This window comes from Mycobacterium sp. 2YAF39 (assembly GCF_052114565.1).
Lineage (GTDB): Bacteria > Actinomycetota > Actinomycetes > Mycobacteriales > Mycobacteriaceae > Mycobacterium.
Genome location: NZ_JBFREZ010000005.1, coordinates 77536 through 98017, shown reverse-complemented (window position 1 = coordinate 98017; position 20482 = coordinate 77536). Strand labels below are relative to the sequence as shown.

Genomic DNA, 20482 nt, shown 5'->3' with positions numbered 1-20482 from the left:
AGGTTTTCGACTTATAATCGAAAACATGGCCCATATTAGCACCGAGCACGAGGTGCTGGCTGCCGTGTTCCAGGTTCGCGCCGTCGACTCCCCGAAACCCGCACTTCACGTGCTGTTGTGGCAGCGTGCACTGGAACCGGAGGCCGGGAAATGGGCTCTGCCGGGAGGCCGGCTGCGCGACGACGAGGACCTGACCAGCTCCGTTCGGCGTCAGCTCGCCGAGAAAGTCGACCTGCGTGAGGTTGCTCACCTCGAACAGCTCGCGGTGTTTTCCGACCCCAAGCGGGTTCCGGGCACGCGCACCATCGCATCGACGTTCCTCGGACTGGTGCCCTCCCCCGCAACTCCGGAGCTGCCGTCGGACACACGTTGGCACCCGGTGGACGATCTGCCGCCGATGGCCTTCGACCACGGTCCGATGGTCGAGCACGCAAGCACTCGACTTGTCGCCAAGCTGTCCTACACGAACATCGGGTTTGCCTTGGCGCCAACCGAATTCGCCGTGTCGACACTGCGGGATATCTACAGCGCCGCGCTCGGCCATCCGGTGGACGCGACCAACCTGCAACGCGTACTGGAGCGCCGGAACGTCATCACCCGCACCGGCACCACCGCTCGTTCAGGTCGCAGCGGCGGTCGGCCCGCCGCGCTGTACAGGTTCACTGACTCCCACTACCGGGTGACCGACGAATTCGCCGCATTACGTCCGCCGGGGTGAGTCGGGCTGGCTTCTTAACGCTTTCTTAAGTAAGAATGGCCAGATGGATCTGGGCAGCGTCGCACCAGCAGCAGGTGCAGAGTGGATCGGGCACGTCCCCCACGAGGATCTGGTGCGCGGTACCCGCCCGCTGCTGCCGTCCGACGATCCGTTCTACGAACCTCCGACTGGCTACCAGCATGCCGACCCGGGAACCGTACTGCGCAGCCGCGACGTCGAGCTGGCGTTCATGGGCCTGATCCCGCAGCGCGTGCGGGCCACCCAGCTGCTGTACCGCACCAGCGACATGCACGGTAAGCCCGATGCGGCCGCGACCACGGTGATCGTGCCCGCGGAGCGCGTGCCCGCGGCCGTCACGCCGGTGATCTCCTATCAGTGCGCGATCGACGCCGTCACGTCACGCTGCTTCCCGTCGTACGCCCTGCGTCGCCACGCGCACGCCACGGGTGCGGTCGCGCAGTTCGAGTTCCTCCTCGTCGCCGCCTGCCTCGCCGAGGGCTGGGCGGTGTCGGTGCCCGACCACGAGGGCCGTCTCGGCATGTGGGGCGCCCCGTACGAACCCGGATACCACGTTCTCGACGGTTTGCGTGCCGCGCTCGGCTCCAAGGGGCTGGGGTTGTCCCCGGACGCGCCGGTCGGCCTCTGGGGCTACTCCGGTGGCGGACTGGCGAGCGCATGGGCCGCCGAGATGAGCGGCTCCTACGCGCCGGAACTGAACGTCGTCGGTGCGGTGCTCGGATCGCCCGTCGGCGATCTCGGCCACACCTTCCGCCGACTCAACGGCACCTTCGCGTCCGGGCTGCCTGCACTCGTCGTCGCCGCGCTGGCCCACATCTATCCCGACCTCGACCGGCTCATTCAGGAGCACGCCACCGAAGAGGGCAAGGTGCTACTGCAGCGCCTGCACACGATGACGACCGCCGAGGCGATGGTGCGGATGGCCAAGAAAGACATGGGCGACCTGCTCGACCTGCCCCTAGAGCAGATTCTCAGCAGCCCCGCGGTGCAGCACGTCTTCGCCGACATCAAGCTCGGCGTGGCGGTGCCGACACCGCCAGTGCTCATCATCCAGGCGGTGCACGACCAGCTGATCTCGGTAGGGGACATCGACGAGCTGGCCGACACGTACAAGTCCGGAGGCGCCTCGGTGACCTATCACCGGGACATGTTCAGTGAGCACATGCTGCTGCACCCGATGTCCGCACCGATGGCGTTCCGCTGGCTCATCGACCGGTTCGCCGGAAAGCCGCTGTCGGAGCACATGGTTCGGACGAAGTGGCCGACGTTGTTGAACCCGATGACTTATGTCGGCATGGCCCGCCTGGCGAAGATCGTCGCCAAGGTGGTCACTGGCCGGACGGTGGAACGTTCCCCGCTGTAAGGACCGGACCGAGTTCGTCGTCCTCGACAGGTGGCCACGCACCCAGATCGTCACGTGGCACCGACACCGCGATGAGCGAGTAGACCAGGGCCGCGATCGCCGCGGGAAACAGCAGCGTCAGGGCGATCAGCATCGGCGAGTGCCCGAAGAATACCGGTGGCGCCTCGATCACGTAGTGCACGCGATGGTCGGGTGAAATCGGCGCGCCCGCCACATCGATCGAGCCGTACCGCCAATGCACCAGTGCCGCACCGACTCCCGCCGCGGCGCCGGCTGCGGCAGCGGCTCCGCATGCGAGCGCCGCGACCATCAGCGGGCCGCGGTGCGCGCGCCACTGCCACACCAGCACCGCGGCGATGACCGCCATCGCAGACAGCATGCCGACCACCAGGAATGCGGCGATGAAGAAGTGGTCGGCCTCGCTGCCGAGGTGCGCCCGGACGCGTTCACCGTCCCTGTTCAGGGCCACCACGCCGTGCACCGCAGGCGCCAAAAACGCCCATAGCACGCCGATCGCGACACCGGTCAGTGCGAGTCCGGCGACGACGGTCACCGCTGCGCGGCCGCGCGAAATACGTGGCGGAGCTACTTCATTCATCGCTCATCCAGATCTTGAGAGTCGGTGACGCCGTGTCGCGAACACTTGGCCGACCAGCCGTCGGGCCGCACCTGCACGATCATCCGGCGCCCACACTCCGCGCAGAACCGCGGCGGCTCGAGGCCGAGCCGCGCAGCGGTCGGCAGCGCTGTGCCGTCGGGTTCGCCGGTGTAGACGTTGAACGCCATCTGCTACAGGGTGGCGTTGAGCGCCTTGATGGGCATCTGCAGATCGTCGAGGAGTTCCAGATCGGCTTCGGCAGGCCGTCCCAACGTCGTCAGGTAGTTACCGACGATCACGGCGTTGATTCCGCCGAGGATGCCCTGCTTGGCGCCGAGGTCGCCCAGCGTGATCTCGCGGCCACCGGCGAAACGGAGCATGGTGCGCGGCAGCGCGAGCCGGAACGCCGCAACCGCTTTCAGCGCCTCTGAGGCAGGCAACACGTCCAGATCGCCGAACGGCGTGCCCGGGCGCGGGTTGAGGAAGTTGAGCGGCACCTCGTGCGGATCGAGTTCGGCAAGGTTGGCGGCGAACTCCGCGCGCTGTTCCAGGGTCTCGCCCATGCCGAGAATGCCACCGCAACAGACCTCCATGCCTGCCTCGCGGACCATCTGCAGCGTGTCCCACCGCTCTTCCCAGCTGTGGGTGGTGACGACGTTGGTGAAGAACGACCGCGCGGTCTCCAGGTTGTGGTTGTAGCGGTGTACGCCCATCTTCGCGAGGCGCTCGACCTGCTCGGCGGTGAGCATGCCCAGTGAGCAGGCGATCTGGATGTCGACCTCGTTGCGGATGGCCTCGATGCCCGCGGCCACCTGTGCCAGTAGCCGCTCGTCGGGCCCACGCACCGCGGCGACGATGCAGAATTCGGACGCGCCGCTCTTCGCGGTCTGCTTGGCGGCCTCGACCAGGCTCGGGATGTCCAACCAGGCGCTACGCACCGGCGACGCGAAAAGCCCTGACTGCGAGCAGAAGTGGCAGTCTTCGGGGCAGCCGCCGGTCTTGAGGCTGATGATGCCCTCGACCTCGACGTCGGGACCGCACCACTTCATCCGGACTTCATGGGCGAGGGCGAGGAGGTCGTCGAGATTCTCGTCGGGCAGCTGCAACACCTGCAGCGTCTGATCCTGGTCGAGGCCCTCGCCGCGCTCCAGTACCTGGTCGCGTGCCTTCGCCAGAATGTCGCTCACGTGAATAGCCTCCTGTGACTTGAACAGCGTTCAGGTTAGGCTACCGGCGTGCAGCTCCACAAACGCGACGTGGTCGAGGCGGCGGCGACGCTGCTGGACGAATACGGGATCGCCGATCTCACGATGCGACGGCTCGCGCGCGAGCTCAGCGTGTCCCCCGGCGCGTTGTACTGGCATTTCGCCAACAAGCAGGAACTCCTGGGCGCCATCTCCGACCGCATCCTCGATGGAGTGTCGTCCGCGCGCGGCATCGCCGACGTGTGCGATCGCCTTCGCGACGCGCTTCTTTCCCATACCGATGGCGCCGAGCTGGTGTCCGCCAGCTTCGCGGCCGGCCAGTCGTCGGCGATGAAGCAGATCCTGGCGGTGCTGACCGAAGCGGTGTCCGGCATCGGCGTGGACTCGGCGCATGCCGAGTTGGCCGCCCGCACGGTCGTCTACTACGTGCTCGGCTTCACCGTCGACGAGCAGTCCCGATTGCAGTGGGACGCCGCGGGCGCCGAGCTGCCCGAGTGGCAATCCGTGCTCACCGACGACGCCAATGCGCGGTTCGGGTTCGGCCTGCGCCTGTTCGTCGACGGCATCAACGTGTCGCAGGCGATCTACGAGTAGACGTGATCACCGTCGACGACGTTCGGCGCATCGCCTCGACCTTGCCGAGGTCCTACGAGGCCGTCGTGCGCGACGAGATCAGGTTTCGCGCCGGACGGTTGGTGTACGCCGCGTTCTCACGGGACGAGACGGTGATGGGCGTCGGTTTCCCCAAGGAGGAGCGCGCCGCGATGGTCGAGGCCGAACCCGACAAGTTCATGCTCCCGCGTAAATCGGAGATGCGATACAACTGGATCCTGGTGCGACTCGACGCGATCGATCTCGATGAGCTCCGCGAGCTGGTGATCGACGGCTGGCGGATGTGCGTACCCAAAAGCGTTGGGGCGACGGTCCCTTAGGCCCTCAGAGCGGGTATTCGCGCTTGGCGTTGCCGTCCCAGTGCCTGATGCCGACTGCGGTCGCGGACAGATTTTGACCCAGCCCCTTGACCGTCAGGGCCGATTGCAGCTGCTCCGGAGACACCCGGCGCGCCAGCGTGACATGCGGTGTCCATTGACCCGGCTCGGAATGTGGTAGCGGCCCGGTCGGCATATGCGGCAGGCAGAGCCGGTGCACCTCGGCATGAAGTGACAGCAGGCCGGCTGACGGTACGAGCATTCGCACCAGGGTGAAGTCCCGGCGGCCGAACAGCATCGGCGCGCCGATGGTGCAGGCAAGCGGCAGACGTTGGAGCACCGGCCGCAATGCGGCGTTCACCGATTCGGTCATGCTCTCGGCCACCGCCAGGGTGACGTGCGGCCTGTTGCTGGGGCCCGTGTGCGCGGCTTGACTGCGGACGCCGGCTTCGGTGAGGCCGTCCCAGATACTGCGGATCGCCTCGTCGGCGTCCTCGTCGAAGATCAGCTCGACAGAGTGCACCATCGTCAGGAAAGGCCGGCGACCCACGCCGGATCGAACGCCGACGCGCTGACGGTCTCGAAGTCGGCGGCGCTCGCGGTCCCGAGACCCGCTGGGAGAACCGCACGAAGCGGCGCCAGCCTGCTCAGGGCCTCACGGTTGCCGTCCTCGGCAGGCCCGGGATTGGACGGCCATGCGCCGACGATGAGTCCGGCACACGGAATCCCTTGGGAAGCAAGGGCTTCCAACGTCAGCGCCGTGTGGTTCAACGTGCCAAGTCCCGCGGCGACGACGATCAGCACCGGTGCGGCCACGTCCGTCGCGATGTCACGCAGCGTCACACCGTCCTGACCCAGCTCGACGAGCAGACCACCGGCACCCTCCACGAGCACCAGCTTCGCGCCCCCGTCGCCTGCCTCACGCACCGACGCGGCCAGTTCGGCGCGCGTCGGCAACGCCATGCCCGCCCGTTGCGCCGCTGCGGCCGGGGCCAGCGGCTCCGGGTATCGCCACGAACCGTGCAGGTCGGTCACGCCGGAGAGGCGGGCGATGTCGGCCAGGTCGTCGTCATGAGGGCTGCCGGTCTGTACGGGCTTACAGATCGCGACGTCGATGCCTGAGAGCCGCGCGTGACACGCCAGGGCTGCCGTCGCCACCGTCTTACCGACGCCGGTACCGGTTCCGGTGACGACTAGAGTGCTCACGCGCCGGCGGACAGCACGTCGGCGAGAACCTCGCGCGCCAAGGCCATTTCGTCCTCCGACAGCGAGGCGCGTGCCGTCAGCCTCAGCCGGGATGTTCCGGCAGGGACGGTCGGTGGGCGGAAACAGCCGACACGGACGCCGCGGTCCAGACACGACACCGCCGCGGCCAATGCCACCTCCGGCTCGCCAAGGATCACCGACACCACCGCAGAGTCGGGTCTCTCGACGACATCGCAAACCTCGGCGAGCGCCGCCGCATGGTCCAGCACGGCCTGCGCGCGCCACGGCTCGGCGATCAGCACGTTCAGCGCCGCCCACGCCGCCCCCACCGCGGCGGGCGCCAGTCCCGTGTCGAAGATGAACGGCCGCGCCGCGTCGATCAGATGTTCGCGCACCGCGGCCGGTCCGAGCACCACGCCGCCCTGGCTCCCCAGCGCCTTGGACATCGTCGTCGTCACCACCACGTCCGGCGCGCCCGCCAGGCCCACCTCGTGCACCAGCCCGCGGCCGGCGGACCCCCTGACGCCGAGGGCGTGCGCCTCGTCGACGACGAGCAGCGCCCCGTGCCGCCGGCATACGTCGTGCAACGCCCGTAGCGGAGCAATCACGCCGTCCGCGGAGAACACCGCATCGGTCACCACGACCGCGCGTTCCTCATTGCGGGCGGCCAGCGCCGCGTCGACGGCCGCTACGTCGCGGTGCGGGGTCACCTCGACCCGGGCCCGTGACAGCCTGCATGCGTCGACCAGGGACGCATGCGTCAGGGCGTCGGACACCAGCAGCGACCCGGCGCCGGACAGCGAGACGACCGCGCCCAGGTTGGCGGTGTAGCCGGAGGAGAACACCAGCGCCGATTCGGCGCCCATGAAGGCGGCCAGCGCCGACTCGAAGCCCTCGTGAATCTCGGTGTTGCCGGTGACCAGTCGCGATCCCGTCGACCCCGCACCCCAGGTGCGCAGCGCGGCGACGCCGCCCTCGATCACGTCAGGGTGCTGCGACAGGCCCAGATAGTCGTTGGAGGCCAGGTCCAGTTCGGCGCCGACAGGCTGGCGGGTGCGCAGGGAGCGCCGGAGACCGGCGCGGCGTCTGTGCTGCTCGACGGCGTCGAGCCACGCCAGCGGCGAAAGACCCGTACGTGTCACCCGGCACTCCTAAAGCGACTCAACCGACCAATTGAACACCGTTCAGGTTAGTGCACGCGCGACGCCGACCATCGCCGAGGTGATCTGTGCGATCTCCTCCGGCGTACAGATGTACGGCGGCATCGCATAGATGAGGTTGCGGAAGGGCCGCAGCCACACGCCGTGGTCCAGTGCGACGGGCGTCGCCACACGCAGATCGACGGGCTCATCCATCTCGACGACGCCGATCGCGCCCAGTACCCGCACGTCGGCCACCCCCGGCAGCTCCGCGGCGGGCGACAATCCTTCGCGCAGACCCGCCTCGATCGTGCGTACCGACGACCGCCAGTCCCCGGCCAGCAGGAGCTCGACCGACGCCACCGAGACCGCGCACGCCAGCGCGTTGGCCATGAACGTCGGGCCGTGCATCAGCGCCCCCGGCTCGTGGCTGCTGATCGTCTGTGCGATCTCGCGGCTGCACAGCGTCGCGGCCAGGGTGATGTAGCCGCCGGTCAGCGCTTTGCCGACGCACATGATGTCCGGGCTCACCCCGGCATGATCGGCGGCGAACATCTCGCCGGTGCGACCGAAGCCGGTGGCGATCTCGTCGAAGATCAGCAGCACGTCGTGGCGGGTGCAGATCTCCCGCAGGTCGCGCAGGTATCGCGGATCGTGAAACCTCATCCCGCCCGCACCCTGCACCACCGGTTCGACGATGACGGCCGCCAGTTCATGAGCATGGTCGGCCAATTGCTTCTCGAAGGCTGCCGTGTAGGCGGCGTCGTAGTCGGTCGGCACCGCGGGGGCGAACTCCTGGTGGACCAGGACGTCGGTCCATATCGAGTGCATCCCGCCGTCGGGGTCGCAGACGCTCATCGGCGTGAACGTGTCGCCGTGATAGCCGCCGCGCCAGGTCATCAGGCGGAACTTCACCCCGCGCCCGATGCTGCGCCAGTACTGAAGCGCCATCTTGACCGCGACCTCCACGGCGACCGACCCCGAGTCGCTGAAGAACACGGTGTCCAGGCCCTCCGGCGTGAGCGCGACCAGCAGCTGGGCGAGCCGCGCCGCTGGTTCATGGGTCAGCCCGCCGAACATGACGTGGTTCAAGTTGGCCAGCTGTGCGATGACCGCGGCGTCCAGTTTCGGGTGGCCGTGCCCGTGGATCGCCGTCCACCAGGACGCCATGGCGTCGAGGACGCGCACCTCGTCCCCGTCGCGGTGCAGGGTCAGCCAGGCACCGTCGGCGCCCAGGGCGACGAGCGGGGGCAGGGCCTCGGCGCCGATCGTGCTGTAGGGATGCCAGACGTGGGCGGCGTCGATGGCGCCGATCTCGGCGGGCGTCAATGCAGGCACCTTCGGTAGATTATCCGTCGACCATGATGACCATCGCCCCTCCCCGGCCGGCACCGGCTACCAAACCGGGACCGCCGTCGCGCGATGTGCGTGCTTCCCAGGGAGCGCGCGCATCGGATCACTACCGGCATGACCTCGACGGCCTGCGCGGCGTCGCGATCCTGCTCGTCGCGGTGTTCCACGTGTGGTTCGGCCGCGTCTCCGGCGGTGTGGACGTCTTCCTCGCGCTGTCGGGGTTCTTCTTCGGCGGTCGCATACTGCGCACTGCGATGACGCCGGGTGCATCGCTGTGGCCCGTGCCGGAGGTCACCCGCCTGGTTCGGCGGCTGCTGCCCGCACTGGTGATCGTGCTCGCGGCCGGCGCGGTGCTGACGATCCTCATCCAGCCCGAGACCCGTTGGGAGACATTCGCCGACCAGAGTCTGGCGAGCCTGGGTTACTACCAGAACTGGGAGCTGGCCAGCACCGCATCGGACTACCTGCGCGCCGGCGAGGCCGTCAGCCCGCTCCAGCACATCTGGTCGATGTCGGTGCAGGGCCAGTTCTACATCGGATTCCTTGCGCTGATCTTCGGGGCCGCCCTGCTCTTCCGCCGAATCTTCGGCCGCCACATGCGGATCGCCTTCATCGTGCTGCTGAGCGCATTGACCATCGCGTCGTTCGTCTACGCGATCTTCGCCCACAACGCCGATCAGGCCACGGCGTACTACAACAGCTTCGCGCGGGCATGGGAGCTGCTCCTGGGTGCTCTGGTCGGCGCACTGGTAACGCGTCTGCGCTGGCCGATGTGGCTGCGGACGGTGGCCGCGGTCGTCGGGCTGGCCGCGATCCTGGCGTGCGGTGCGCTGATCGACGGGGTCCACGAGTTCCCCGGGCCGTGGGCGCTGGTGCCCGTCGGCGCCACGATGCTGTTCATCCTGTCCGCCGCGAACCGGATGGCCGATCCGCACACCAACGGCCGCATGCCCGCGCCCAATCGTCTGCTGGCCACTGCGCCGTTCGTGGAGTTGGGCGCCATGGCGTACTCGCTGTACCTGTGGCACTGGCCGCTGCTGATCTTCTACCTGTCCTACACGGGATTCCCGCGCGTCAACTTCGTCGAAGGCGCCGCCGTCTTGGCGGTGTCCGGTGTGCTGGCCTGGCTCACCACGCGCTACGTCGAGAACCCGCTGCGCTATCGCGCGGGCGCCGCATCTACCCCGTCCATCCCGCTGCGGGCCCGGTTGCGCAGGCCGACGATGGTGCTCGGCTCGGTGGTCATGCTGCTGGCGGTGGCGTTGACGGCGACGTCGTTCACATGGCGCGAACACGTGACGATCGAACGGTCGAATGGCAAAGAGCTGACCGGCCTTTCGTCGCGCGATTACCCCGGTGCCCATGCACTTCTCAACAAGGCCAAGGTGCCGAAGCTGCCGATGCGCCCGACGGTGCTCGAGGCCAGAAATGACCTGCCCCGCACCACCGAGGACGGGTGCATCAGTGACTTCGACAACGTCGGCGTCATCAACTGCACCTACGGCGACGAATCCGCCACCCGCACCATCGCGCTCGCCGGCGGGTCGCATGCCGAGCATTGGATCACCGCCCTGGATCTCCTCGGCCGGATGCACCACTTCAAGGTGGTCACCTATCTGAAGATGGGCTGCCCGCTGACCACCGAGGAAGTCCCGCTGGTCATGGGCGACAACCGCCCCTACCCGAAGTGTCACGAGTGGAACGAGCGGGTGATGGACAAGCTCATCGCCGACCACCCCGACTACGTCTTCACCACCGCAACACGGCCGTGGAACATCAAGCCCGGCGACGTGATGCCGGGCAACTACGTCGGTATCTGGCAAGCGTTGTCCGACAACAACATTCCGATCCTGGCGATGCGCGATACCCCGTGGCTGGTGCGCAACGGTCAGCCGTACTTCCCCGCCGACTGCCTGGCCGAGGGCGGCAATGCCATCTCCTGCGGAGTCAAGCGATCCGACGTACTGTCGCCCTATAACCCCACACTCGATTTCGTCACGCGGTTCCCGTTGCTCAAGCCGTTGGACATGAGCGACGCGGTGTGCCGCAAAGACATCTGCCGTGCGGTGGAGGGAAATGTGTTGCTGTATCACGATGCCCACCACATCTCGACCACCTACATGCGCACGATGACCGCCGAACTCGGACGTCAGATCGCGATTGCCACCGGTTGGTGGGACAACTGATGGCATCCGACGCGCCGGCGTCGGTACACACCGTCTGGCCGGGAACGAGCTATCCCCTCGGGGCCACCTATGACGGCGCAGGAACGAACTTCTCGTTGTTCTCCGAGGTCGCCGACCAGGTGGAGCTGTGCCTGATCGGCAAGGACGGCAGCGAGGAGCGCATCAACCTCGACGAGGTCGACGGCTACGTCTGGCACTGCTATCTGCCCACCGTCACACCGGGGCAGCGTTACGGATTCCGGGTCCACGGGCCGTGGGAACCGGCCGCCGGGCACCGCTGCGATCCCAGCAAGCTGCTGCTCGACCCCTACGGGAAGTCCTTCCATGGCGAATTCGACTTCAGCCAGGCCTTGTACTCCTACGACCTGAAGGCCGACGACCTGGCGAGCGGTGGGACGCCGCCGATGGTCGATTCCCTTGGCCACACCATGACCAGCGTCGTGATCAATCCGTACTTCGACTGGGCATCCGATCGCGCGCCCCGCACGCCGTACCACCAGACCGTCATCTACGAGGCGCACGTAAAGGGCATGACGCAGACCCATCCGGGCATTCCCGAGGAGATGCGCGGGACCTACGCGGGGCTCTCACATCCGGTGATCATCGACCACCTCAAGTCGCTGAACGTCACCGCGATCGAACTCATGCCGGTGCACCAGTTCATGCACGACCACCGGCTGATCGACCTCGGACTCCGGAACTACTGGGGCTACAACACATTCGGCTTCCTGGCCCCCCACTACCAATACGCGGCCAACAAGCACGCAGGCGCGGCCGTCGCGGAGTTCAAGGCGATGGTGCGGACGTTCCACGAGGCCGGTATCGAGGTCATCCTCGACGTCGTCTACAACCACACCGCCGAAGGCAACCACCTCGGGCCGACGATCAACATGCGCGGCATCGACAACGCGGCGTACTACCGGTTGATGGACGACGACAAGCGGTTGTACCGCGACTTCACCGGCACCGGCAACAGCCTGAATCCGCGGCATCCGCACACGCTGCAGCTGATCATGGACTCGCTGCGGTACTGGGTCCTCGAGATGCACGTCGACGGATTCCGGTTCGACCTTGCCGCGGCGCTCGCCCGGGAGTTCTATGAAGTCGACAGGCTGAGCGCATTCTTCGATCTCGTCCAGCAGGATCCGGTGATCAGTCAGGTCAAGCTGATCGCCGAACCGTGGGACGTCGGCGAGGGCGGCTATCAGGTCGGCAACTTCCCAGGTTTGTGGACCGAATGGAATGGGAAGTATCGCGACACTGTGCGCGATTACTGGCGGGGCGAGCCCGCAACACTCGGTGAATTCGCCTCGCGGCTGACCGGTTCGTCGGACCTCTACGAGGCGACGGGTCGGCGTCCCGGTGCGAGCATCAACTTCGTCACCTGCCACGACGGTTTCCCGCTCGCGGACCTGGTGTCGTACAACCAGAAACACAACGAGGCCAACGGCGAAGACAACCGCGACGGCGAGAGCCACAACCGGTCGTGGAACTGCGGTATCGAAGGCCCCACCGACGACCCCGAGATCCTGGCACTGCGAGGTCGGCAGATGCGCAACATCATGGGCACGTTGATGCTGTCGCAGGGCACCCCGATGATCTCCCACGGCGACGAGATCGGACGCACGCAGCGGGGCAACAACAACGTCTACTGCCAGGACTCCGACATCTCGTGGATGGACTGGTCACTGTGCGACAAGAACGCCGACCAGCTCGCCTTCACCCGCAAGGTGAGCAAGTTGCGCAAGCGGCACCCGGTGTTCCGGCGCAGGCGCTTCTTCGAGGGCACGCCGATCCGCAGCGGTGACCAGTTCCGCGACATCGCGTGGCTGACCCCGGCAGGCAGCGAGATGACGCCGCAGGACTGGGGTTCTGGCCTGGACAAGTGCGTTGCGGTATTCCTCAACGGTGAGGCGATCACGGCGCCCAACGAACGGGGTGAGCGCGTGGTCGACGACTCGTTCCTGCTCTGCTTCAACGCGCACAGCAAGCCCGTGGAGTTCGTCGCGCCCGACCTCGGCTATGCCGCCGAATGGACCGCGGACATCGACACCGCCCACCCCAAGGGCGACACCGACGTCGTCGTCGCCGCGGGCGAGAAGCTCACGCTTGCACCGCGGTCACTGCTGGTGCTTCGTAAGACCGCCTAGCGCATGCCAACTCGCCCGCTTTCGACGTACCGGCTCCAGATGCGCGGTGACGCCTTCACATTCGCCGACGCAGAGAACCTGCTCGACTATCTCGACACGCTCGGTGTCTCACACCTGTACCTGTCCCCGATCCTGACCGCGGCGCGTGGGTCGACGCACGGCTACGACGTCACCGATCCCCTGACCGTCTCGGCCGAACTCGGTGGCGCCGAAGGTCTGGCGCGGTTGTCATCGGCGGCACGCAAAAGAAACATCGGCCTCATTGTCGACATTGTGCCCAACCACGTCGGCGTGGACGATCCACAGCAGAACAAGTGGTGGCTGGATGTGCTGACGCACGGCCGCGAGTCGTCGTATTCCTCGTTTTTTGATATCGACTGGGATCTTGATCCGCAAGGCCGGATCGTGCTGCCGGTCCTTGGCGCCGACGGCGACGACGCACCCCCTGGCTATCCCGCCGACAGCACCAACTACCGGGCCATCGGCTGGCGCAACGGCATCTGCGGCTACCGGCGGTTCTTCTCCATCACCTCTCTGGCGGGGTTGCGGCAGGAGGATCGTGCCGTCTTCGATGCGACGCACGCGGAGGTCAAACGCTGGTTCGACGAGGGTCTCGTCGACGGGATCCGTATCGACCACCCGGACGGATTATCGGACCCCGCAGGCTATCTCGCGTGGCTGCGCGAACTCGTCGGACCGCAGGCCTGGATTGTCGTCGAGAAGATCCTCGCCGTCGACGAGGCGCTGGAACCCACGCTGCCGGTGGCAGGCACCACGGGTTATGACGCACTGCGCGAGATCGGCGGCGTGTTCATCGACCCTGCGGGCGCAGGTCCACTAACCGACCTGTTCGACTCGGTGGGCCCGCCATACAGCGGCATGCCCGAACTCGCCCGTCGGCTCAAGGCCGAAGCCGTCACCGACACCCTCAAGAGCGAACTCGCCCGGCTGTGCCGGACGATCACGGCGGCCACCGGCGTTGAGCACGCCGACGTTCCGGATGCCGTGGCGACGCTGATCAGCCATATCGAGGTCTATCGGTCCGACTACCAGGCGCTCTCGGCGATCCTGCCTGTCGCATTCGCCGACGCCGGTGCCGAACGACCCGATCTCGCAAGGGCTTTCGCGATCGTCGCGTCGGCGCTGGCGGTCAGCACCGAGACCAACGTGCGACTGCAGCAGCTGTGCGGCGCGGCGACGGCGAAGTCCATGGAGGACTGTCTGTTCTACCGCGACGCCCGATTGGTGTCGCTCAACGAGGTCGGCGGCGAGCCGCGGCGCTTCGGCGTCACCGTCGCCGAGTTCCATCAGCGTGCCGCGGTGCGGGCCAGTGAATGGCCGGACGCAATGATCGCCCTGACGACCCACGACACCAAACGCGGCGAGGATGTGCGGGCCCGGATCGGCATCCTGTCGCAGGTGCCGTCGCTGTGGGCCGAGCTCGTCGCGAAATGGGTGCTGGCCGCCCCACCCCCCGACGCGGCGACGGGACTCTTCCTCCTGCAGAACATGTTCGGGGTGTGGCCGGCCGACGGATCGATCGGTGACCCATTACGCGAGCGCCTGCACGCCTATGCCGAGAAAGCCATTCGCGAGGCCGGCTCACACACGACGTGGAACGACCCGGACGAAGAGTTCGAGTCGGGGGTGCACCACTGGATCGACACCGTGCTCGACGGCCACGTCGGCGCGGAGATGACATCGCTCGTCGCACGGCTGGACCTTCATGCGCGTAGCGACTCGCTCGGCCAGAAGCTGATCGCACTCACCGCCCCCGGCGTACCGGACGTGTATCAGGGCACCGAACTGTGGGAGGACAGCCTGGTCGACCCCGACAATCGGCGCCCGGTGGACTACGCAACCCGCGCGAAAGCGGTCGAGGCGTTGCGCCATCCGAAGATTCGGGTCGTGGCCGCCGCGCTGCACCTGAGGCGTGAACGCGCCGCCACCTTCACCGACGGTGGCTACACGCCGGTACTGGGCGACGGTCCGGCGGCCGACCATCTGGTGGCGTTTCTCCGCGGCGACGACGTGCTGACCGCCGTGAGCCGGCATACGGTCCTCCTTTCGGAAACCGGCTGGGGCGACACCGCATTGGTGCTCCCGGAGGGACGATGGACCGACCGCATCACCGGCGGGCAGTTCAGCGGCCGGACCCTTGCCGCCGAGATATTCGCGGACCTGCCGGTGGCGCTGCTGGAGCGCACCGATGTCTGATTTCGCCGTGTGGGCGCCCATCCCCGATCGCGTCCGGGTCGACGTGGACGGCACATTGCACGATATGACCCCCGCTGACGACGGCTGGTGGCGTGCCGACATCGACGCCGCACCCGGTGCGCGTTACGGGTTCGTCCTCGACGACGACCCGACGGTGCTGCCGGATCCGCGGTCGGCGCGTCAGCCCGACGGTGTGCACGAGCGTTCCGCCCTGTGGCGGCCGGATCCCGATGCGTGGACGGACGGCGACTGGGCGGGCCGGTCGATCGAGGGCCGGGTGATCTACGAGCTGCACATCGGGACGTTCACCCCCGGTGCGACATTCGATTCGGCGATCGACAAGCTCGACTATCTGGTCGATCTCGGCGTCGACTTCGTCGAAGTTATGCCCGTGAACGCCTTTGGCGGAACCCACGGCTGGGGCTACGACGGCGTGTTGTGGTACGCGGTGCACGAACCGTACGGCGGTCCGGATGCGCTGGTGCGATTCGTCGACGCCTGCCACCGGCGCGGCCTCGGGGTGCTGATCGACGCGGTGTTCAACCACCTCGGCCCCTCGGGCAACTATCTGCCGCGGTTCGGCCCGTACCTCTCGTCGGGAAGCAATCCGTGGGGCGAGTCGATCAACATCTCCGGGCCCGATGCCGACGAGGTGCGGCGCTACATCCTCGAGTGTGCGCTGCGGTGGATGCGTGACTTCCACGCCGACGGCCTGCGCCTGGACGCGGTCCACGCGCTCGTCGACACGACCGCGATCCACATTCTCGAGGAACTCACGGCCGAAACAGACGCACTGGCCGAGCAGTTGGGCCGCCCGCTGTCACTGATCGCGGAGAGCGACCTCAACGATCCGCGGCTGATCACCCCGCGCGATCGCGGCGGCCTGGGGATGACCGCGCAGTGGGACGACGACATCCACCACGCGATTCACGCCGCGGTGTCGGGTGAGCGCCAGGGCTACTACTCGGATTTCGGGACATTGGAGGCGCTGGCACAGACGCTGAAACACGGTTACTTCCATGCGGGCACGTATTCGTCGTTCCGGCACCGCAGGCATGGGCGCCCGTTGGACACCGCGACGATCCCCGCAACCCGGCTGCTGGCCTACACGCTGACCCACGACCAGGTGGGCAATCGGGCGTGCGGAGATCGCCCTTCGCAGAACCTCACCTTCGGCCAGTTGGCGGTCAAGGCCGCACTTGCGATCGGATCGCCCTACACCGCAATGCTTTTCATGGGTGAGGAATGGGGCTCGTCCTCTCCGTTCCAGTTCTTCACCTCACATCCCGAGCCCGATCTGGCCCGAGCCACCGCTGAGGGCCGCAAACGCGAATTCGCCGAGCACGGATGGGATGCCGACGAGATCCCCGACCCGCAGGATCCCGCCACGTACGAACGCTCCAAGCTGGACTGGCAGGAGATCGACGTGGGCGACCACGGCAGGCTGAGAGATCTCTATCGGCGGCTGATCTCGTTGCGGCACACCGAACCCGATCTCGCCGACCCGTGGCTGGACGATATGCGCGTCGATTTCGACGAAGAACGGCAGTGGATCGTAATGGAGCGCGGCGCGCTGTCGATCGCGGCCAACCTCGGGACCGATGCCGTCGAGATTCCCGTCACCGGCGACGTGGTCCTGGCATGGGACGACCCGGTCGTCGGCACGGAAGCGACGACGTTGCCCGGCCGAACCTTTGCGATCCTTCGCCGCTCTCAGAGCAGATAGCGATACGCAGGCGAACCTGGTTCCAGCGCCTCGACATGGATGTCGGATGCCCGCATGCGTTCGAGCAGAGGGTCGAAGTCGGTTGCCGCACCGAGTTCCACGCCCACCAGGGCCTCACCGGTTTCGCGGTTGTTGCGCTTGACGTACTCGAACAGCGTGATGTCGTCATTGGGGCCGAGCACTGTGTCGAGGAACCGCCGCAACGCACCGGGCTCCTGCGGGAAGTCCACCAGGAAGTAGTGCTTGAGCCCGAGGTGTACCAGCGAGCGTTCGAGCACCTCGCCGTAGCGGGACACGTCGTTGTTGCCGCCCGAGATCACGCACACCACAGTCGATCCGGGTTCCAGCCGCGCTTCCAGCAGCGCGGCCACCGAGAGGGCGCCCGCGGGCTCGGCGATGATGCCCTCGTTCTGGTACAGGTCGAGCATCGCGGTGCACACCGCGCCCGGGTCGGTGGTGGTGATCGACACCATGTCCCCCGCCGCGGCGAGCGCGGCGTAGGTCAGGTTGCCTGCACGGTTCACCGCCGCGCCGTCCACGAACTGGTCGACATCCTCCAGCGTCACGGGCTGCCCCGCGGCCAGCGCGGCGATCATCGCCGCCGCACCGGCCGGCTCGACACCCAGCACCGAGGCGTTGTTGGTGCGCTCCGCCAGATATGTGGTGATACCGGCGATGCAGCCGCCACCGCCGACCGGAACGATGACCAGGTCAGGCTCGCCGTCGAGCTGGTCGAGGATCTCAGCGGCGATCGTGCCCTGCCCCGCGATCGTGCGCAGGTCGTCGTATGGCGGAACGAGGGTCGCCCCCGTGCGCGCGACGTCCTCGAGCGCGGCCGCTGCAGCTTCGTCGTACGTGCGACCGCCCACGATCAGCTCGATGAACTCGCGACCGTGATAGCTGATCCGGTCGCGCTTCTGCTTGGGTGTCTTACCCGGCACGTAGACGCGGCCGTGGATACCCATCGACCGGCAGGCCATCGCGAAACCCTGCGCGTGGTTGCCCGCCGACGAACACACCACGCCCGCGGCGATCTCCTCGGCCGACAGTTGCATCAGCAGGTTGTGGGCGCCCCGCAGCTTGTAGGACCGCACGGCCTGCAGGTCCTCGCGCTTGAGGTAGACGTTCGCGCCGGTGGCCTCTGACAGTCGCTCGCTGAATTGCAGCGGGCTGCGCTGGACCACGCCGGAAATTCGGCGAGCAGCCTCATCGATGTCGGCCGCGCACAGCGGCGACGTTCTCCGAGGATTGCTCAGTTCAGCGGACACCGGTCAATGGTGCCACCAACCGGGCCATTCTCTTAAATGGACCCGTCAGTTGATCGGGGTCAGCACGAACACCGGGATCTGGCGGTCGGTCTTGGTCTGATACTCCGCGTAATCGGGCCAGGCCTTTACCGCGCGCTCCCACCAGACGGCCTTCTCGTCGTCGAAGACCTCTCTCGCCTCGTAGTCCTTGGTGACCGGGCCGTCCTGCAGCTCGACCTGGGGATGAGCGACGACGTTGTGGTACCAAACCGGGTGCTTGGGCGCGCCGCCGAGGGACGCGACGATGGCGTACTGCCCGTCGTGTTCGACCCGCATCAGCGGAGTCTTTCTGATCTTGCCGGTCTTGGCGCCGATGGTGGTCAGCAGGATGAGGGGTTTGTCTTTCATCTCGACGCCCTCGGTGCTGCCCGATTCCATGATCTTGTCGGCGTGGTCGCGCACCCAGTCCCACGGACTGGCTTCGTATTCTCCGGAAAGTGGCATGTCAACAGCTTAGACCGACTAGAAAAGTGATAGACCTTATCCGGCGTTTCGGTTGCCCGAAAACTTGCTTACGAGCTATCGTCAAAACATGACCGTGCGCGACCAAGTCAGCATCGCCGGAGTGCCGTGGCCCGTATACAAGGTGCTGGCACTCGCCGTGGCAGCGATTGTGCTGGTCATCGTCGCGTTCGCGACGACGAGCGCGGGGGCCTCCGTACTGGCCGCCGCTGCCGCCGGGACCGTCGTCTGGCTGGGCCTGGGCATCTTCTTCCAATCGACTGACTGAGCCTGCACGCAAATCAGGCCCTCCCGTGATCGGGAGGGCCTGACTCGTCTGGGCTCAGCGCTGGTAGCCGGGAACCATCCCCGCGATGTGGGTGACACCGCTGTGGTGATGGGTGTGTCCCGCTGCCGCGGAAGGGGCCTTGACCGCCGGTGCGTAGGAGTAGCCCGGACCATTCGGCGCGGTCGGCGTGGCGTTGGCCATGCCTGCCATACCGAGGGCGGCTCCGCCGATGATGCCGGCCGACATGAGCGGCAGGGCGATGTAGCGGGCCATCCGGCGGGTGATCGTGGTGTTCGTCATTTGAGTTCTCCTCTTTGAGTTCCTCTTGGCCGGTGTTCCGGCAATGACTAAAGAATGCCGTGGCCAGGCGCTACCGTCTGTCCGCTGATCGGCCGTCGACCCGGGGGAATTCGCGTGTCCCCCGATCGGGGGAACCGGCTAGGAGACCACCAGTCGCGCGAGCGTGGCCAGATCCGCGGCGACCGCGGCGGCGTCGGCGGCGAACTCTTCGTCGGTCATCCCGGGACGCTGCCGAACGGTGAACACCACCTCGCACTCCGCCGCGCCCACCGCGCCGGGGACCACCCGAAGCGGGTTGTACACCTCTTCACCGGACGGCATCCGCACGACGTGATCCAGCACGCCGAACGCATTCGGCGGCGAGAACTCGACGGTGACGGTGCCCATCGGTGAATCGGCAACCCAGCCGGCAGCCTCCTGGCGCAGCCCGCCCTCCGCCAGTCCGGCCGCCCACCGCGGCCAGGTCTGCGGGTCCGCGGCGAATTCGTAGACCACCTCGGGTGCAACGTCGATCCAAATACTGACGTGTCGCGATTCCATACCTCCATCGTGGCGCACACACTTGCCCGATGGACACCACACCTGAACGCCCGAATCCGGTCGAGGAGTTCGTCCGCCGCGCCGAGCGCCTGTCCACGGGCGCCGAAACCCGCATACCCTCATGGCTGCGCCCGGGTGACCCGGAGAACCGGATGCCCATGTTGTCGGCGCTGATCGTGGCGATCGCCCTGCAGCTCGCGATCCCCAAGAGCTACACGGTGGTGCCCCGGTGGCCGCTGATCGCCATGGAGATCCTGCTCGTCGTGGTGCTGGTGGGCCTGAATCCGCTGCGTCTCTCGCGGGAGACGACGTTCGGCAAGTGGGCCAGCTATGTGCTGCTGGCCGCGATCACCGTGGACAACATGCTGTCCGCGGTGGTCCTCGACATCCGCATCCTGTCCGGCGAGGTGAGCAACAAACCCGCGGTCCTGCTCGGCAGTGGCGGCGCGATCTATGTCACCACCGTCATCGTCTTCGGGATCTGGTACTGGGAGTTGGACCGCGGTGGCCCGTTCGCCCGGCGCGAAGGCAGTAAGCCCTACCCCGATTTCATGTTCCCTCAGATGACGGAACGTGAACTGGCGCCGCCGGACTGGCGCCCGGAGTTCCTCGACTACCTGTACGTGAGCATCACCAACGTCGTGGCGTTCTCGCCGACCGATACCATGCCGATGACCCATCGGGCGAAGGCGATGATGACCGTGCAGGCGATGATCTCGTTCACCACGCTCGCACTCGTAATCGCAAGGGCGGTGAACGTTTTGGGCTGAACGTTCAGTCCAACAAATGGAGTACGG

20 protein-coding genes and 1 pseudogene are annotated in these 20482 nt (G+C 67.0%); 10 read left to right on the top strand and 11 right to left on the bottom strand.

What is annotated here, in order from left to right:
* Positions 1-25 precede the first annotated feature (25 nt).
* Together AB4Z42_RS15830 and AB4Z42_RS15825 are read left to right on the top strand one after the other, a co-directional pair.
* The gene (locus AB4Z42_RS15830) at positions 26-718 is read left to right on the top strand and encodes an NUDIX hydrolase (protein ID WP_442010151.1); all 693 of its coding nucleotides are present in this window, start codon (positions 26-28) and stop codon (positions 716-718) included.
* Positions 719-761: 43 nt separating this feature from the next.
* Positions 762-2099: a lipase family protein gene (locus tag AB4Z42_RS15825; protein WP_442010150.1), complete on the top strand. Its 1338-nt coding sequence runs from the start codon at positions 762-764 to the stop codon at positions 2097-2099.
* On the opposite strand, the gene AB4Z42_RS15820 is transcribed toward AB4Z42_RS15825, so the two are convergent.
* From AB4Z42_RS15820 to bioB, 3 genes and pseudogenes are all read right to left on the bottom strand, one after another.
* Positions 2065-2697, bottom strand: a complete 633-nt coding sequence (locus AB4Z42_RS15820; protein WP_442010149.1) for a DUF2567 domain-containing protein — start codon at positions 2695-2697, stop codon at positions 2065-2067. The genes AB4Z42_RS15825 and AB4Z42_RS15820 overlap by 35 nt on opposite strands.
* A pseudogene (gene bsaP, locus AB4Z42_RS15815) lies at positions 2694-2910 on the bottom strand (biotin synthase auxiliary protein BsaP); the annotation flags it as partial. The gene AB4Z42_RS15820 and the pseudogene bsaP, both read right to left, overlap by 4 nt.
* Complete coding sequence (bioB, locus tag AB4Z42_RS15810) at positions 2889-3884, bottom strand: biotin synthase BioB (RefSeq protein ID WP_442010148.1); 996 nt, start codon at positions 3882-3884, stop codon at positions 2889-2891. The gene bioB and the pseudogene bsaP, both read right to left, overlap by 22 nt.
* Positions 3885-3932: 48 nt before the next feature.
* On the opposite strand from bioB, the gene AB4Z42_RS15805 reads away from it, so the two are divergent.
* Together AB4Z42_RS15805 and AB4Z42_RS15800 are read left to right on the top strand one after the other, a co-directional pair.
* Positions 3933-4496 (top strand): TetR family transcriptional regulator, encoded by a 564-nt coding sequence (locus AB4Z42_RS15805; RefSeq protein ID WP_442010147.1) that lies wholly within the window; start codon positions 3933-3935, stop codon positions 4494-4496.
* Positions 4497-4498: 2 nt separating this feature from the next.
* Positions 4499-4834, top strand: coding sequence for an MmcQ/YjbR family DNA-binding protein (locus AB4Z42_RS15800; RefSeq protein ID WP_442010146.1), 336 nt, complete (start codon positions 4499-4501; stop codon positions 4832-4834).
* A gap of 4 nt (positions 4835-4838) precedes the next feature.
* Here the strand turns inward: AB4Z42_RS15800 and AB4Z42_RS15795 are convergent, their stop codons facing one another.
* Genes AB4Z42_RS15795 through AB4Z42_RS15780 form a run of 4 tightly spaced genes read right to left on the bottom strand, consistent with a single transcriptional unit; the run spans position 4839 to position 8514 of the window.
* A complete protein-coding gene (locus AB4Z42_RS15795; RefSeq protein ID WP_442010493.1) occupies positions 4839-5357 on the bottom strand; it encodes a 2'-5' RNA ligase family protein in 519 nt (172 codons plus the stop codon).
* Between the two features lie 2 nt (positions 5358-5359).
* A complete protein-coding gene (gene bioD / locus AB4Z42_RS15790) occupies positions 5360-6037 on the bottom strand; it encodes a dethiobiotin synthase (RefSeq protein WP_442010145.1) in 678 nt (225 codons plus the stop codon).
* Entirely contained in the window at positions 6034-7179 is a 1146-nt protein-coding gene (locus AB4Z42_RS15785) for an 8-amino-7-oxononanoate synthase (RefSeq protein ID WP_442010144.1), read from the bottom strand. The genes bioD and AB4Z42_RS15785 overlap by 4 nt, the downstream gene beginning before the upstream one ends.
* Before the next feature lie 42 nt (positions 7180-7221).
* On the bottom strand, positions 7222-8514 hold the full coding sequence (locus AB4Z42_RS15780; protein ID WP_442010143.1) for an adenosylmethionine--8-amino-7-oxononanoate transaminase: 1293 nt from the start codon (positions 8512-8514) through the stop codon (positions 7222-7224).
* A 23-nt stretch (positions 8515-8537) separates the two neighbouring features.
* On the opposite strand from AB4Z42_RS15780, the gene AB4Z42_RS15775 reads away from it, so the two are divergent.
* The 4 genes from AB4Z42_RS15775 to treZ are packed head-to-tail and all read left to right on the top strand — an operon-like array spanning position 8538 to position 16808.
* The gene (locus tag AB4Z42_RS15775; protein WP_442010142.1) at positions 8538-10715 is read left to right on the top strand and encodes an acyltransferase family protein; all 2178 of its coding nucleotides are present in this window, start codon (positions 8538-8540) and stop codon (positions 10713-10715) included.
* Positions 10715-12865, top strand: coding sequence for a glycogen debranching protein GlgX (glgX, locus tag AB4Z42_RS15770; protein ID WP_442010141.1), 2151 nt, complete (start codon positions 10715-10717; stop codon positions 12863-12865). Before AB4Z42_RS15775 ends, glgX begins: the two co-directional genes overlap by 1 nt.
* 3 nt (positions 12866-12868) lie before the next feature.
* Complete coding sequence (gene treY / locus AB4Z42_RS15765) at positions 12869-15082, top strand: malto-oligosyltrehalose synthase (RefSeq protein ID WP_442010140.1); 2214 nt, start codon at positions 12869-12871, stop codon at positions 15080-15082.
* Positions 15075-16808 carry a malto-oligosyltrehalose trehalohydrolase gene (gene treZ, locus AB4Z42_RS15760; RefSeq protein ID WP_442010139.1) on the top strand — a complete coding sequence of 578 codons (1734 nt, stop codon included), beginning with the start codon at positions 15075-15077 and terminating at the stop codon, positions 16806-16808. The genes treY and treZ overlap by 8 nt, the downstream gene beginning before the upstream one ends.
* Here treZ and ilvA read toward each other — a convergent pair.
* Both ilvA and AB4Z42_RS15750 read right to left on the bottom strand, forming a co-directional pair.
* The gene (gene ilvA, locus AB4Z42_RS15755) at positions 16796-18076 is read right to left on the bottom strand and encodes a threonine ammonia-lyase IlvA (protein ID WP_442010138.1); all 1281 of its coding nucleotides are present in this window, start codon (positions 18074-18076) and stop codon (positions 16796-16798) included. The genes treZ and ilvA overlap by 13 nt on opposite strands.
* Positions 18077-18121: 45 nt before the next feature.
* Positions 18122-18559 carry a nitroreductase family deazaflavin-dependent oxidoreductase gene (locus AB4Z42_RS15750; protein ID WP_442010137.1) on the bottom strand — a complete coding sequence of 146 codons (438 nt, stop codon included), beginning with the start codon at positions 18557-18559 and terminating at the stop codon, positions 18122-18124.
* A gap of 88 nt (positions 18560-18647) precedes the next feature.
* Here AB4Z42_RS15750 and AB4Z42_RS15745 point away from each other — a divergent pair, with 88 nt between their 5' ends.
* Entirely contained in the window at positions 18648-18845 is a 198-nt protein-coding gene (locus AB4Z42_RS15745; protein ID WP_442010136.1) for a hypothetical protein, read from the top strand.
* Between the two features lie 54 nt (positions 18846-18899).
* Here the strand turns inward: AB4Z42_RS15745 and AB4Z42_RS15740 are convergent, their stop codons facing one another.
* Entirely contained in the window at positions 18900-19145 is a 246-nt protein-coding gene (locus tag AB4Z42_RS15740; RefSeq protein WP_442010135.1) for a hypothetical protein, read from the bottom strand.
* Between the two features lie 138 nt (positions 19146-19283).
* The gene (locus AB4Z42_RS15735) at positions 19284-19685 is read right to left on the bottom strand and encodes an SRPBCC family protein (protein WP_442010134.1); all 402 of its coding nucleotides are present in this window, start codon (positions 19683-19685) and stop codon (positions 19284-19286) included.
* A gap of 152 nt (positions 19686-19837) precedes the next feature.
* Here AB4Z42_RS15735 and AB4Z42_RS15730 point away from each other — a divergent pair, with 152 nt between their 5' ends.
* Complete coding sequence (locus tag AB4Z42_RS15730) at positions 19838-20455, top strand: hypothetical protein (RefSeq protein WP_442010492.1); 618 nt, start codon at positions 19838-19840, stop codon at positions 20453-20455.
* The last annotated feature ends 27 nt before the right edge of the window (positions 20456-20482 follow it).

Coding starts and splice junctions, on each gene's coding strand:
- AB4Z42_RS15740 (WP_442010135.1), bottom strand. CDS start 19,145: ATGACGAACACCACGATCACCCGCCGGATGGCCCGCTACATCGCCCTG.
- AB4Z42_RS15735 (WP_442010134.1), bottom strand. CDS start 19,685: ATGGAATCGCGACACGTCAGTATTTGGATCGACGTTGCACCCGAGGTG.
- AB4Z42_RS15820 (WP_442010149.1), bottom strand. CDS start 2,697: ATGAATGAAGTAGCTCCGCCACGTATTTCGCGCGGCCGCGCAGCGGTG.
- treY (WP_442010140.1), top strand. CDS start 12,869: ATGCCAACTCGCCCGCTTTCGACGTACCGGCTCCAGATGCGCGGTGAC.
- treZ (WP_442010139.1), top strand. CDS start 15,075: ATGTCTGATTTCGCCGTGTGGGCGCCCATCCCCGATCGCGTCCGGGTC.
- AB4Z42_RS15830 (WP_442010151.1), top strand. CDS start 26: ATGGCCCATATTAGCACCGAGCACGAGGTGCTGGCTGCCGTGTTCCAG.
- AB4Z42_RS15750 (WP_442010137.1), bottom strand. CDS start 18,559: ATGCCACTTTCCGGAGAATACGAAGCCAGTCCGTGGGACTGGGTGCGC.
- AB4Z42_RS15745 (WP_442010136.1), top strand. CDS start 18,648: ATGACCGTGCGCGACCAAGTCAGCATCGCCGGAGTGCCGTGGCCCGTA.
- AB4Z42_RS15795 (WP_442010493.1), bottom strand. CDS start 5,357: ATGGTGCACTCTGTCGAGCTGATCTTCGACGAGGACGCCGACGAGGCG.
- AB4Z42_RS15825 (WP_442010150.1), top strand. CDS start 762: ATGGATCTGGGCAGCGTCGCACCAGCAGCAGGTGCAGAGTGGATCGGG.
- AB4Z42_RS15775 (WP_442010142.1), top strand. CDS start 8,538: ATGATGACCATCGCCCCTCCCCGGCCGGCACCGGCTACCAAACCGGGA.
- AB4Z42_RS15730 (WP_442010492.1), top strand. CDS start 19,838: ATGCCCATGTTGTCGGCGCTGATCGTGGCGATCGCCCTGCAGCTCGCG.
- glgX (WP_442010141.1), top strand. CDS start 10,715: ATGGCATCCGACGCGCCGGCGTCGGTACACACCGTCTGGCCGGGAACG.